This window comes from Syntrophotaleaceae bacterium (assembly GCA_041390365.1).
In the GTDB taxonomy this organism is placed as follows: Bacteria; Desulfobacterota; Desulfuromonadia; order Desulfuromonadales; family Syntrophotaleaceae; genus JAWKQB01.
On the sequence record JAWKQB010000001.1, the window covers coordinates 1,099,709 to 1,113,430 of the forward strand.

General features: G+C 55.7%; 13 protein-coding genes and 3 tRNA genes. 15 read left to right on the forward strand and 1 reads right to left on the reverse strand.

Translation table 11 applies throughout. The features are described 5' to 3' along the window. Positions 1 to 109: 109 nt before the first annotated feature. The 4 genes from R2940_05200 (at position 110) to pepN (ending at position 5,490) form a co-directional block, all read left to right on the forward strand. Positions 110 to 183 (forward strand) — tRNA-Cys (locus R2940_05200). Between the two features lie 104 nt (positions 184 to 287). Then, positions 288 to 1,115 (forward strand): AmmeMemoRadiSam system protein B, encoded by an 828-nt coding sequence (amrB, locus tag R2940_05205; GenBank protein MEZ4599168.1) that lies wholly within the window; start codon positions 288 to 290, stop codon positions 1,113 to 1,115. Positions 1,116 to 1,216: 101 nt separating this feature from the next. Then, positions 1,217 to 2,614, forward strand: coding sequence for a glutamate--tRNA ligase (gene gltX / locus R2940_05210; protein ID MEZ4599169.1), 1,398 nt, complete (start codon positions 1,217 to 1,219; stop codon positions 2,612 to 2,614). 221 nt (positions 2,615 to 2,835) lie between these two features. Beyond that, a complete protein-coding gene (gene pepN / locus R2940_05215; protein ID MEZ4599170.1) occupies positions 2,836 to 5,490 on the forward strand; it encodes an aminopeptidase N in 2,655 nt (884 codons plus the stop codon). 75 nt (positions 5,491 to 5,565) lie between these two features. On the opposite strand, the gene R2940_05220 is transcribed toward pepN, so the two are convergent. Beyond that, positions 5,566 to 5,766, reverse strand: coding sequence for a cold-shock protein (locus R2940_05220; GenBank protein MEZ4599171.1), 201 nt, complete (start codon positions 5,764 to 5,766; stop codon positions 5,566 to 5,568). Between the two features lie 300 nt (positions 5,767 to 6,066). Here R2940_05220 and R2940_05225 point away from each other — a divergent pair. From R2940_05225 to R2940_05275, 11 genes are all read left to right on the forward strand, one after another. Continuing rightward, positions 6,067 to 6,140 (forward strand) — tRNA-Gln (locus R2940_05225). A gap of 504 nt (positions 6,141 to 6,644) precedes the next feature. Further along, entirely contained in the window at positions 6,645 to 6,821 is a 177-nt protein-coding gene (locus tag R2940_05230) for a hypothetical protein (GenBank protein MEZ4599172.1), read from the forward strand. 482 nt (positions 6,822 to 7,303) lie between these two features. Continuing rightward, entirely contained in the window at positions 7,304 to 7,528 is a 225-nt protein-coding gene (locus tag R2940_05235; protein ID MEZ4599173.1) for a reverse transcriptase domain-containing protein, read from the forward strand. A gap of 112 nt (positions 7,529 to 7,640) precedes the next feature. Next, positions 7,641 to 8,042: a group II intron maturase-specific domain-containing protein gene (locus R2940_05240; GenBank protein ID MEZ4599174.1), complete on the forward strand. Its 402-nt coding sequence runs from the start codon at positions 7,641 to 7,643 to the stop codon at positions 8,040 to 8,042. Positions 8,043 to 8,600: 558 nt separating this feature from the next. Then, the gene (locus tag R2940_05245) at positions 8,601 to 9,059 is read left to right on the forward strand and encodes a hypothetical protein (protein MEZ4599175.1); all 459 of its coding nucleotides are present in this window, start codon (positions 8,601 to 8,603) and stop codon (positions 9,057 to 9,059) included. 235 nt (positions 9,060 to 9,294) lie between these two features. Next, positions 9,295 to 10,599, forward strand: coding sequence for an aminotransferase class I/II-fold pyridoxal phosphate-dependent enzyme (locus R2940_05250; GenBank protein MEZ4599176.1), 1,305 nt, complete (start codon positions 9,295 to 9,297; stop codon positions 10,597 to 10,599). 86 nt (positions 10,600 to 10,685) lie between these two features. Further along, positions 10,686 to 11,999, forward strand: coding sequence for a hypothetical protein (locus R2940_05255; GenBank protein ID MEZ4599177.1), 1,314 nt, complete (start codon positions 10,686 to 10,688; stop codon positions 11,997 to 11,999). A gap of 39 nt (positions 12,000 to 12,038) precedes the next feature. Then, positions 12,039 to 12,113, forward strand: a tRNA-Gly gene (locus R2940_05260). A 164-nt stretch (positions 12,114 to 12,277) separates the two neighbouring features. Then, a complete protein-coding gene (locus R2940_05265; GenBank protein MEZ4599178.1) occupies positions 12,278 to 12,511 on the forward strand; it encodes a DNA gyrase inhibitor YacG in 234 nt (77 codons plus the stop codon). A 33-nt stretch (positions 12,512 to 12,544) separates the two neighbouring features. Then, positions 12,545 to 12,916, forward strand: a complete 372-nt coding sequence (queD, locus tag R2940_05270; protein MEZ4599179.1) for a 6-carboxytetrahydropterin synthase QueD — start codon at positions 12,545 to 12,547, stop codon at positions 12,914 to 12,916. After that, complete coding sequence (locus R2940_05275; GenBank protein MEZ4599180.1) at positions 12,888 to 13,649, forward strand: 7-carboxy-7-deazaguanine synthase QueE; 762 nt, start codon at positions 12,888 to 12,890, stop codon at positions 13,647 to 13,649. The genes queD and R2940_05275 overlap by 29 nt, the downstream gene beginning before the upstream one ends. Positions 13,650 to 13,722 lie beyond the last annotated feature (73 nt).

A 13,722-nucleotide genomic window follows, 5' to 3' on the forward strand; every position in this document is an offset into this window, starting at 1 on the left:
GGTGTCGAGGCGATCGGGAGCCGGGGGTGTCCAAGGGGAATTTCTCCTTGACACTCCAGGGGCTATTTGGTATCAATACCGTCACGTTTCATGCCGGGAAAATTTAATCGGCCCCGTCGCCAAGTGGTAAGGCAGAGGTCTGCAAAACCTCCATCACCAGTTCAAATCTGGTCGGGGCCTCCATATCGTCGAAACAGCAAAAGCCAGCCCTGAGGGTTGGCTTTTGCTGTTTCGACCTGTGTTATAATCTGTGCGGAATGCTCACGGTCCGGGAAGGAGGTTTGGCCATGGTTCGAAAACCGGTTGTGGCAGGAAAATTCTATCCGGAAAACAAGGAAGAGCTTTTTCGGCAAGTCAGGGATCTGATGCCGGGTGAACGGCCGGCGAGAAAAGTTGTCGGAGCGGTCGTCCCCCATGCTGGATATGTCTATTCGGGCGGTATCGCCGGCAGGACTTTCTCCGAAATTCTTTTCCCGTCGACCATAGTTCTGCTGGGCCCCAATCATACCGGGTTTGGCGCTCCCCTGGCTGTTTTCCCCTCCGGTTTCTGGGAAACCCCATTGGGGAAGGTGAGGGTAGACGCGTCCCTGACCGATGAAATCGTACGGACATGCCCGGGGGCCATTGCGGATGACCGGGCCCACCGGTTTGAGCACTCCCTGGAGGTTCTGGTTCCCTTCATTCAGGTTCGCTCGCCCGAATCATCCATCGTTTCCATATGCGTCGGGCAAAACGAATTTCAGGAACTGGTCAATTTCGGCGATGCCCTGGGGGATCTGCTGGTTGCCTGCTCTTCCGATGTCCTGCTGGTCGCCAGTTCCGACATGACCCATTTCGAATCGGCCGAAAGGGCGCGGAAACAGGATTCGATGGCTTTGAAAACCATTCTGGACCTGGACCCGGAAGGGCTTTATCGGGTGGTGATGAAAGAAAGGATCAGCATGTGTGGCGTTTTTCCCACCGTGGCCATGCTCTGCGCTGCTCTGAAAATGAATGCCTCTCGCGGGGTCCTGATCCAATACGGCAATTCGGGAGAGGTCACCGGAGAAATGAATGGGGTCGTCGGCTACGCCGGGGTGATAGTAGAGAAGGGGGCAGGGGAAGAATCCTTATAGCGGTAAAAACACCTTGTCAACCCATAAGAGTTGCAGTATAAAACGGGGGGCCGCTGCTGGCGGCCCTCTTTTTTTGCATACTCTCGATCCAGGAGCAAGACATGTCCGGAATGCGCGTACGATTCGCCCCCAGCCCGACCGGCTATCTGCATATCGGCGGCGCCCGCACCGCCCTGTTGAACTTTTTGCTGGCCCGCAAGAATCACGGGACATTCATCCTGCGGATCGAGGATACCGATGTGGCCCGTTCTACCCAGGAATCAGTCGATGCCATCCTGCAGGCCATGGAATGGCTGGGCATGAAATGCGACGAGGGGCCCTATTATCAGTCGGAGCGATTCGATCTCTACAGGTTGAAAATTGCTCAGATGGTGGATCGTGGCACCGCCTACCGCTGCTATTGCACACCGGAGGAACTCGAGGCCAAACGGAAGCTGGCGGAGGAGGAAAAGCGTAAGCCCAAGTACGACGGCACCTGCCGAAATCGGAAAGACGTGCCCGAAGGGACCCCCTACGTCGTTCGCTTTCGCTGCCCCGATACGGGAATCACCTCCTTCAACGACCGCATCAAGGGCCCCATTTCTTTTCAGAACGAAGAGTTGGACGACCTGATTCTGCAACGTTCCGACGGAACCCCCACCTACAATGTGGTGGTGGTGGTCGACGACGCCGAAATGGGCATCACCCTGGTGGTCAGGGGGGACGACCACATCAACAATACCCCCCGTCAGATCCTCTTGTACCAGGCCATGGGCTATTCTGTTCCCGAGTTCGCCCATGTACCGATGATCCTGGGCTCGGATCAGAAACGGCTATCCAAACGGCATGGAGCCACCTCCGTCATGGCTTACCGGGATCTGGGTTTTCTGCCGGAAGCCCTGGTCAACTATCTGGTCCGTCTCGGGTGGTCCTACGGCGATCAGGAAATTTTTTCCATGGAGGAACTGATCGAAAAGTTTTCCCTGGAAAACGTCGGAAAGTCGGCGGGAGTGTTCAACCCGGACAAGCTGCTCTGGCTCAACAGCCATTATATCAAGACGGGTGATCCGAAAAGGCTGGCGGGACTTCTGGTCGAGTATCTGGAAAAAGAGGGTACGAAAGTTGGCTCCGGTTCCGAACTCGAGGCCATCGTCGCCGCTCTCCAGGACCGCTCAAAGACCATGGTCGAGATGGCCCAGGAGGCACGCTGTTTCCTCTCCGATGAAGTGATTTTTGAAGAAAACGCCGCCGAAAAGTTTTTGGTGGAGGAAAACCGTTCCGTTTTCGAAGCTTTAATCGAACACCTGAAAGGTTGCAGGGACTGGCGGGAAGCGGTGCTGGACCAGGTTTTCAAGGATCTGCTGGAAAAGACCTCTTTCAAATTCGGCAAGGTGGCCCAACCGGCCAGGGTGGCGCTGTTCGGGAGTGCAAAAGGCCCCGGTCTGAGCCTGATCATGCAGATTCTGGGAAAGGAAAAATCCCTTGACCGGTTGGAGAAGGCTCTTTTGGGGCTGAAGTGACGATTTTTTATCAGGATGAAGTCGGTTTTCAAGGGGTGCGCATCGATTTTCCGATCGGTGTCGCACCCCGTTTTGTTCGCAACTGGAAATAATCGGGGTTGCTATCGGTATCGGGGTCGGGGTCGAAAAGTAGTCTTTCGATACCGACGCCCTCTCCGAAGAAAACGGCTCAGATTGGAAAACTGTTTTTAGCAGATACAATGGGACCATGGAGAATCGGCATGGACGATACAAATAACCGCACCGTTCGGTTGAAGGACTATACCCCTCCTGAATTCCTGGTCGAAAAAACCGATCTTCGATTCGACCTCGATGAGGAGTTTACCGAGGTCCGGGCACGACTTGAGATCAGGCGTAATCCGGTGTCATCCGGCGGCAGAGCTTCTCTGGTGCTCCAGGGGCGGGACCTCGAATTGCTGGAATTGCGGCTGTCGGGTCGTGTTCTTGAAAAAGACAGGTACCATGTTGACGATCAAACCCTGACCATAGAATCCGTTCCGGAAGAATTGGTTCTGGAAAGCCTGGTCCGGATCCGCCCCAGGGACAATACGGCGCTCGAAGGGCTTTACCTGTCCAGCGGCATCTTCTGTACCCAGTGCGAAGCCGAGGGCTTCCGTAAAATCACCTATTTTCCCGACCGTCCGGACGTCCTGTCCCGCTTTACCACCACCATTGCCGCCGATCGGGAGCGCTTTCCGGTTCTCCTGTCCAACGGCAATTCCTTGTCTTGCCGGGATCTGGAGGGCGGTCGGCATGAGATGACCTGGACGGATCCCTTCGCCAAGCCGTGCTACCTTTTTGCCCTTGTGGCCGGCCGGCTTGAATGCCTTGAAGACTATTTCATCACGGTCTCCGGGAAAAAAGTTCTCCTGCAAATATTCGTGGAAAAACACAACCTGCACAAATGTGACCATGCCATGATTGCGCTGAAGAAGGCTATGCGATGGGATGAACAGGTCTACGGCCTGGAGTATGACCTGGATCAGTACATGATCGTGGCGGTGGATGATTTCAACATGGGCGCGATGGAAAACAAGGGGCTGAATGTCTTCAATTCCAAGTATGTGCTGGCGAAACCGGAGACGGCCACCGATGCGGACTATCAGGCGATCGAGGAAGTTATCGGACATGAATATTTCCATAATTGGACCGGCAACCGGGTCACTTGCCGCGACTGGTTCCAGCTGAGTCTCAAAGAAGGGCTGACGGTTTTTCGGGATCAGGAGTTTTCCGCTGATCAGGTATCCAGGGCGATCAAACGCATTCAGGATGTGAGGGATCTGCGAACGGTGCAGTTCGCTGAAGACGCGGGACCTCTGGCCCATTCCGTCCGCCCTGAAAGTTATCAGGAAATCAACAATTTTTACACAGCCACCGTTTACCATAAAGGGGCGGAGGTGGTCCGCATGATCCAGACCCTGCTCGGTCCTGACCGGTTTCGTAAGGGTGTCCGCTTGTACCTGCAACGCCATGATGGTCAGGCAGCCACGGTGGAGGATTTCCTGCAGGCGATGGAGGATGTGTCCGGCCGGACCCTGGCACAGTTCCGCCTCTGGTACAGTCAGGCCGGCACCCCGACCCTGCGGGTGAATTGCCGCCATGACCCGCAGGGGCAGGTATTCGAAATCAATGTTCGGCAGAACTGCCCTCCGACCCCTGGCCAGTCGCAAAAGCAACCGTTTCATATACCTTTGAGTATGGCTTTGCTCGATGCCGCGGGAAGGGAGATCCCTCTTCGGCTCGAAGGGGAGGAGAGTGGGGAAGGGCTGCCGGTCCGGGTTCTGGAGGTGATGGGAGAAACCCATACCTACCGTTTCACCGGCATCGCCACGCGACCGGTTCCCTCCCTGTTGAGGGGATTCTCTGCGCCAGTGCGTCTTGAGGACGACCTCGATGAGGGTGACCGGGCCTTTCTCCTCCAGTTTGACCAGGACTCCTTCTGTCGTTGGGAGGCCGGGCAGCATATCGCCAACCGGGCCATTCTCGACCTGGTGCCGCTGCGCCCTGATGCTGATACCGAGGCGATTCTTCCTGAACCCCTGGTGAAAGGCTTCCGGCAGGTTCTGCAGGATGAGAATCTGGATCGGGGGCTTGCCGCCCAACTTCTGTCCCTGCCCTCTGAACTCTATCTGGCCGAACTGATGGAAGAAATCGACGTGGAAGGGATTTTTATGGCCAGGGAGGCGGTTCGCCGGGGATTGGCCGGACGTCTGCAGGAGGATTTTCTTGCCGGATGGCGAAAGAATCAGGAGTCCGGTCCTTATGATGTCCAGCCTGGGTCCGTCGCCCGCCGAAGCTTTAAAAACCTCTGCCTCGATTACCTGACAACCCTGGGAGGGGATAATCATCGTCTGCTGCTCGAAAGTTATCGGCAGGCGGGCAACATGACCGACAAAATCGCTGCCCTGAATCTTCTTGCCAATTGCGATATAGCAGAACGGCGTATGGCGCTGGAGGACTTTTTCCGATTCTCCGCGAACGACCCGCTGGTTCTCGACAAGTGGTTTGCCGTGCAGGCCCGGTCAAGGCTGCCGGAAACGCTGGAGGTGGTGGTCCGGTTGACAACGCATCCGGCCTTCAACTTCAACAACCCAAACCGGGTTCGATCTCTGCTCGGGGTTTTCAGCCGGGGCAATCCACTGCGATTCCATGCCGCAGACGGCAGTGGTTATGCTTTCCTCAGCGAGCAGATCCTGCGTATCGACCGCCAGAATCCTCAACTCGCGGCAAGACTTGCGGAGGCTTTCGGTTCCTGGCGTCGTTTCGAGCCCGTGCGACGCAAACAGATGCACATGCATCTAACCGGCATGGCGAAGGAAAAACACCTCTCCCGGGATCTTGCGGAGGTCGTAACCAGAGCTCTGCGGGGAGTTTGACAGAAAACCTTCCGCCGAAAAGGCAAAACCCCGCCAACGGGGAGCGGGGTTTTGGAGGATTCGAGTCGGAGGGGATCAGATTTTGCGGACGTTGGCGGCCTGGGGACCTTTCTGGCCTTGAGTGATTTCAAAGCTTACCCGGTCGCCTTCGGCCAATGATTTGAAACCATCGCCCTGAATGGCCGAAAAATGCACAAATACGTCGGGTCCGGAATCCTGCTCAATAAAGCCATAACCTTTGGAATCATTGAACCATTTGACTGTTCCTTCTGCCACTTTCTTGCTCCTTTGCTTAACCGTAGGCGGTCTCTTGGTGCAGTTGCATGTCGCATCGCTTCACCAGTCACCCGGTCTGCCTAATCGGCTTGGCACAGGTCCATTCGACATGTATCCGCACAAATTATTTGGCTATGACGCTAGCATAGGGTATTTGACGAATCAAGAAAAAATTCCAATGGTCATATTTTTCGCAAACTGCCAAGTCCCTGAAATGTATAGCGATGAACGGATCGCTGGTCCGGCGGGGATTTTCCCTTGACAATACAGGCATGAATTGGTAAAAGTAGCGGCGTTTTTTGGGAGATCGTCTAGCGGCAGGACTGCGGACTCTGACTCCGTCAACCTAGGTTCGAATCCTAGTCTCCCAGCCAGTTAAAACAAGGGGTTATGGCGCGCGCCGTAACCCCTTTTCGTTGGTGCGCCAGGCATGGCGCGTAGCGCCTTGACTGGCGCTGTTCCGGTTGTTGTGGTGATAACCGGATGACTTGGGGTGTAAGTCCCCTGTGGACCCTGATGGCGGGAACCACTAGCCGAACGGCAAGGGTGTCCACCGCGAGGTGGGATCTCGAAGGAAGCCGCAGGCAAACTCCCGGCCCGACGAACAGAAATCGACATGAGGCAGTCTCCATCCGGCGAGAAGGCCAACATCTTCAAAGCCCCATAGCCATCCGGGAGGGTGGGGCTGTAGATGCGGCGGGTATATGGGAGGAAGGTCACGCGCATTACCCTGGGAGATCTGCCGATCTGCCTCGTGCTACCGGCGTCGAGAGGCGTCGGGACGGGTCGGCAGAAGTCAGCAGAGGCCATAGTAGCCGGGGTTGACCATCCCGGTGAAGGGCCGAACACGAGGCGCCATTCAGGAGACTCGAATTTCGATGACGATCGAAGAAGCAGAAGCCCTGATTGAGAGATCAGGGGCCGGGCCCGAGGGTAGCGACCGGAAGTCGCAAGAGTACGGCACAGGTGCGTCAAACGTCACGGCATGCCGGGAACCGTCCTGGACGGAAGCGGAGACGCGGCTGATGGAAGAGGTTGTCAGTCGCGGCACATGATGGCGGCCTACGCACCGGTGGTTGGCAACAAGGGAGCCCCCGGCATCGACGGGATGCAGGTGAGCTGAAAGGGCTACCTGGTCAAGGAATGGCCGCGCATCAAGGAGGACCTGCTGAACGGAAGTTACCAGCCCCAGCCGGTGCGGAAGGTCGAGATACCCAAGCCCGGCGGCGGGATGCGCATGCTCGGCCTCCCCACGGTGCTGGACCGGCTCATTCAGCAGGCGCTGCATCAGGAGCTGATGCGGCTGTTCGATCCAGACTTCTCCAAGAGCTCCTACGGTTTCGACCCGGACGGAGCGCCCACCAGGCGGTACAAGCAGCCCGCAAGCATGTGGCCGAAGGGCGGCGGTGGGTGGTCGATATCGACCTGGAGAAGTTCTTCGACCGGGTCGGACACGACGTGCTTATGGCACGAGTGGCCCGCAAGGTCAAAGACCCCCGTGTACTGCGACTGATCCGCAGACTACCTGAGGGCCTGAGTGCTCGAAGGGGGGATCGTCTCGCCACGGGTGGAAGGGACGCCGCAAGGCGGCCCGCTCTCGCCGCTGTTGTCGAACATCCTGCTTGACGAGTTCGACAAGGAACTGGAGAGGCGCGGCCACGCCTTCTGCCGTTATGCCGATGATTGCAACATTTACGTGCGCAGTCGGCAATCGGCGGAGCGGGTCATGGCTTCGCTGATCCAGTTTTCGAACAGCGGCTGAAACTCAAGGTCAACCGCGTCAAAAGCGCCGTTGGCCGCCCCTGGGAGAGAACCTTTCTGGGTTACAGGATGACCTTTCACAAGAAACCGCGGCTCAAGGTATTGAAGGCTCTGTGAAACGGTTCAAGGCCAACCTCAGAGAGCTCTTTCGTCGGGGAAGGGGACACAGCCTCAAACGGGTCATCGAAGAGTCCACCCCGAAACTGCGGGGATGGATCGTCTACTTTCGGCTGGCGGAAGTCAAAGGCATCTTCGAAGAACTGGATAGCTGGGTCAGGCGGAAACTACGCTGCATTCTGTGGCGGCAGTGGAAGCGCTCTTTTACGCGGGCCAGGAATTTGATGCGGCGGGGATTGTCGGAACTCAGAGCATGGAGGTCGGCTCAAAACGGGCGAGGCCCCTGGTGGAATGCAGGAGCCTCGCACATGCACGATGCGTTTCGAAAATCCTTCTTCGATAAACTGGGGCTGATCTGCTTGGTAGACAGTCTCAGACGCTTTCAGAGTGCTTTGTGAACCGCCGTGTACGGAACCGTACGCACGGTGGTGTGGGAGGACGGCGGGGGTGACCCCGCCTCCTACCCGATCCAGATTACTCCAGTAAATGCTTGTTGCAAGTCTGCTGGACCAACGGCACATCCCCGCACGCGATCTGCTTCTCCGCGACCATTCTGATCTCCTGAAGTAATCAAGTAGTAGTCCAGGACCATAGATAACTCCCGATCACAAATACCATCTATTTCAGAAAAATGGGGTTTCCTCTCCTTTGACTTTTTCTCGGCAAGGTAAAATTTTTCCAATTATCGTATTGCGCAAATTCATTGGCGTGCTATTTTTCTTAAAAAGAATTTAAATATTGAACATCTTCCAGTCCGGTTTCTTGGGAAATAAGTTGGATATCCAGCGCTATTTTCCCTGGCTGGTCGATCACCTGAAACTGATCTCCTGGTGTTAGGACTCCAGGCATTTGTCTGTTTGTGCATTTTCAAAAGTTTATCCCTGCAATCATTACCTGATAGCTGAGTGATTTGAATCATAGGGTGCGAAGTCTTTTGCCGTGAAATGGGGACTATTATGCTACTTAAACTGGTAATGTTGTTTTCCATTCTACTTGCTTCCTGCCTTTCTGCTTATGGTGGATGGTTTACGGACCATACCAATTTGGAATACAACATAACTTTTGCGCCGCCGCACAATGAGCCGGTGGTTGGTGACAGGGTGGCGCGATACAGAGTGCAGCTTCGCCCCAGCGTTGAATTCAAATACTTCCGCTACAATCTTAAAATCGACGCCTGGGCTTGCAACACCTGGCAAAGCAATGACGTGATCGGTAATGGCGGAGACGCCTGGGACAATTCGGACTACTCCATCGAAAAATGGCGTATCGGTTTCACCCACCGGGCGGAAGCTGGGCCGAAAATTATTCACCTTTTTACCGAGTATTATGTGCCATACGACAACGATTCCTGGGGTGGACACGGCATGGAGCGGCATTATTATTGGCTGGTCGGTTTCGGTGGCAAGTTCTGGTGAAACCGGACAAGAGCCGTGCTGCAACGGAGTGGGGCGAAAGCTCCACTTTTTTTATATGGATGTTTGACCGATCACTTGTGGCGATCCATCAATTTTTATATGGTGAAGGCAGGCCTCTTTTCACCCCTTTTCCCATTGACAACAATTCGCGAATATTGTTTAAATGCGCCCCTGAAAAGCTCGAAAAACAACTTGGCGGACCTATCTAAGACACTACTTTTGGGGAGATCGCATAGTGAATTCGCTGGCCCAAGAATTGAACGATGACCTGAAACGGTACTGTCCTGCCATTCTGGAAATGCTTTCCACCCTGGGCAAGGAGCTTTACTTTCCCAAGGGGATCCTGAGCCAATCTGCCGAAGCTAAGGAAAAGGCTCATCGCTTCAATGCGACGATCGGCATCGCGACAGAAAATTCAGGGCCGATGTATCTTTCCTGCATGCATGAAAAGCTGACCGGATACGATCCCAAAGACATCTATCCCTATGCTCCTCCCGCCGGCAAACCAGAGCTTCGCAACCTTTGGCAGAAGAAGATGCTGCGGGAAAACCCGTCCATGGAAGGCAAATTTTTCAGCCGGCCGATTGTGACCAACGCTCTGACTCACGGCCTGTCGATTGTTGCCGACCTTTTTGTCGATCCGGGGGATCACGTTCTTCTTCCAGACAAGATGTGGGGCAATTACAATCTGACTTTCGCTGTTCGGAGGGGAGGAGTGGTTCGGACCCATCCGACCTTTACCGCTTCCGGCGGATACAATGTTGAGGCTTTCGAAAAGGCTCTTGCCGAAACCGCAAGGCAGCGGGGGAAGGCCGTCGTACTGCTGAATTTCCCCAACAATCCAAGCGGATATACCCCTACCGTTAGTGAGGGGGAGGCCCTGGTGGATGCCATACTGCGGCAGGCCGAGAGCGGATGCAACATCGTTGCGGTGACGGACGACGCCTATTTCGGGCTTTTCTACGAGGATACCCTGAAGGAATCGCTTTTCGGCCGCCTCGCCAACAGGCATCCGCGTCTGCTGGCGATCAAACTGGACGGCGCCACCAAGGAAGAGTTCGCCTGGGGGTTCCGGACGGGGTTCATAACCTATGCCGGCGGCCTGGCAGAGGAACCGGCGCCGGTACTGAATGCTTTGGAGAAAAAGACCCTGGGTATCATCCGCGGCACCATTTCCAACTGTCCCCATCCGTCCCAGACGTTCGTCATCGAGGCGCTCCGCTCTCCCCTTTTCATTCAGGAAAAGCAGGAGAAGTTCGAAATCCTGAAGCGACGGGCTCTCTGTACGAAACAGGTGCTTCTTGAGGGAGATTTTGCTGATGCCTGGGAGTTTTATCCCTTTAATTCCGGCTATTTCATGTGCCTGAAACTGAAACGGGTTGATGCCGAAGTGTTACGCCTGCACCTTCTGGAAAAGTACGGGGTCGGGACAATTTCGATCAACCGGACCGATCTGCGCATTGCTTTTTCCTGTATCGCCGAAGAGGATCTGCCGGAACTGTTCAACATCATTCATCGTGCCGTTCAGGACCTGTCCTGAAGTTCCTGTTTGAGCCTTTTTCAGATATGGCCCGCCCGGTGCGGGCCTATCTTTTTTGAACCGGCCAATAGCGTTTCGGAGAGGGCATGTTCACCCCTCGTTCCTGCCTGCAGCGTTTGATTCTCGTGCGATTGGGTCAACTGGCGGCGAAAGAGCCGTGTTACCTGGTTGGAGGCGCCGTGCGCGACGTTCTGGCGGGGCGGATGGGGGCGGACCTCGATTTCGCTTTCCCCGCCGATCCTACCCCGATAGCCAGGCAATTGGCCGAAACCCTGGGAGGACACTGGTTTTTTCTTGATGAAGAACGACGGCAGAGCCGGGTGGTGATCCGGGACGGGGAGAAAGGCGACATGACCTGTGATCTTTCTCCGTTCCGCAGCGACTCGCTGTTCGAAGACCTGAAGCTGCGCGATTTCACCATCAACGCGATGGCCTTCCCCCTTGGTGAAGACGGATCTCTTGGAGTTCTTTACGATCCCCTGAGCGGCAGAGAGGACCTGCAAAAAAAGCTGCTCCGAATCTGTTCCCCCTCGGTGCTGCAGGATGATCCGCTGCGTGTCCTGAAGGGGATTCGCCACTGCCTGACCCATGGGCTGGCCATCGAATCGAACACCCTGCACGCAATGAGGGCGGCTTCCAGCCTGTTGTCCCAGGTAGCGCCCGAACGGATTCGTGACGAGCTTTTCGGTATCCTTTCAGCAGGTTCCGTGGAGCGAGGGATCCGTTTAATGCAGGAGTTGAAGATCCTGACCCTGCTGCTGGGATCCTCGCCCGTTGGGAAAGATTACAGGCAGGGGATAAAGCTGATCAGGCAGGCCGAAACCTGGTTGGCAGCGCTGGACTGTAATCCGCAGGCACCTCGCGCCAGAGAGCTGGCGAAGGCAAAAATCGAATCCGATATCGGGCGTGATCTTGTTTTAAAACTGGGGGCTCTCTTGAAAGGCTACGGAACAAAAGATTCAGCCTCGGTCCTGGACAGGTTGCGCTGCAGCCGGCGGCTGCAGGATACGGGGAGGGCGTTTCAAGAGCTTTCGGGTCAACTTTTCGGTGAATTTCTGTCCCTGAGGTGCGGTCGGAGGGGCCGAGCGCTGTGGCTGGCCGCTCTTGGCCCCGATCCGGTTGCCTGCCTCCTGTTTCTTGCTGTCCTTGGGGGGGGAGAAGGAATCCATAAAATCGATGCGGTGGAACAAGGCTGTGAGGACCTGCACGCCTGCCTCGTCGAGGGGCGGATTCCCGATCTGGTGGACGGACAATGGCTGCAAAGGCACGTGGGTTTAGAGCAGGGGCCCGAAGTGGGTCGTGCCCTGGCTGCCCTGCGGCATGAGGAGATTGCGGGCCGGGTTAACAACCGGCAGGAGGCGGAACTGTTTCTGCAGTCCTTCCGTGAAAAAAACCGTTGACAAAACCAGGCCCGGTTCCTAGAATTGCGGCTCTGATCGGCGGGAATAACTCAGTGGTAGAGTGTCAGCTTCCCAAGCTGAAGGTCGCGGGTTCGAATCCCGTTTCCCGCTCCAAAATGCAGGGGTCTGCGAGTTTTCGCCGACCCCTTTCTGTTTTTTCGATCCCCTTCGTCGAGGACTTTGGCCAGAAGGAATGTTTTTGACTGTCGCCCGTCCTTAAGATATTCTTCTGAACCTTACCCGTTGGCAACAGATTCCCTGCAGGAAAATAGAGTACAATGGAGAAAAAACGATTGGTGGTGGTCATGGGAAATGGGAGGCGGGGCCGGAACCAGTCTCCGGAGGTCGAACTGAGATGCCCGCAATGCCGCAAAAAAACGGCGTGGGGAAACAATCCCTATCGGCCGTTCTGCAGTTTCCGATGCCGTTCTCTCGATCTGGGTGCCTGGGTGGAGGAGGAATACCGGGTTCCCGGGGAATCGGCAAAGGACACCGAATCTTCTGAAGAATAGTCATAAAAACAAATAGTTGAAGGGTTAAATTTAATGTACTATCTCACTGTACACAGCCATTTTGCCGCCGCTCACAATCTCATCAACTACCAGGGGGATTGTGAGAACCTTCACGGCCATAACTGGAAAGTCGAAGTGACCGTTTCCGCCAGGGAACTCAATACCGCCGGCCTCGGAATCGATTTCAAGATTCTGAAGAAGGAAACCAACCGGATTCTTGACGAGCTTGATCATAAGTACTTGAACGAACTCGACCCGTTCCGGGATCAGAGCCCTTCTTCGGAAAATATTGCCCGTTTTCTGTTCGAACAGTTGGGTGCGTCCCTCGACAGCCAGAACGTGGCGGTGAAAAAAGTCACCGTTTGGGAATCCGAATATGCCTGTGCCAGTTATGCCAAAGATTGAGGGGCAGCTCCTGGAGGTTTTCTCCTCCATTCAGGGAGAGGGGGTTCTGGTCGGTTGCCGGCAGATCTTTGTTCGAATGGCCCTGTGCAATCTCAGCTGCCGCTATTGCGACACCCCGGTATCAGCGAAGGAGTCCTGCCGCATCGAGGATGCGCCGGGCTCCGGGAATTTTCGGGACGTGGGGAACCCCGTGTCCCTTGAGGTGCTGACAGCCATACTTGCGGACTGGACCGCCCGCAGCCGGGGCCTGCACCATTCCATCAGCCTCACGGGAGGGGAGCCTTTGATGCAGAGCGAAGTTCTGGTCTCCTGGCTGCCGGTGATAAAAAGAATACTCCCCGTGCATCTGGAGACCAACGGCACCCTTCCCGAAGCACTGGAACCCATCCTGACCTATCTGGAATGGATTTCCATGGATATAAAGCTGGCCTCCCAGACCGGACAGGAGACTCCTTGGAAGATCCATGAGGAATTTCTGCGACTGGCCAGGAAAACCTGCTGCGCGGTGAAGGCCGTGGTCGGCGAAAATACTCCTGTTGCCGAAATCGAACAGGCAGCCGCCTTGATGCACCGGGCCGCCCCAGAGACCCTGCTGATCCTGCAACCGGTTACGGAATCCGGCAGGGTGGGCATATCCGCCCCCGTGCTGCTGGAGCTCCAGGCCGCCGCTGCAAAGATACACCCCATGGTGCGCGTCATCCCCCAGACCCATCACTTCATCGGCCTGCCTTAGCTATTGGAGGGTTGTGACCAGGACTGGTAGTGCGTTCCGCAAAACCCCCTGTGACTTGCGATAGCGGCTTTCA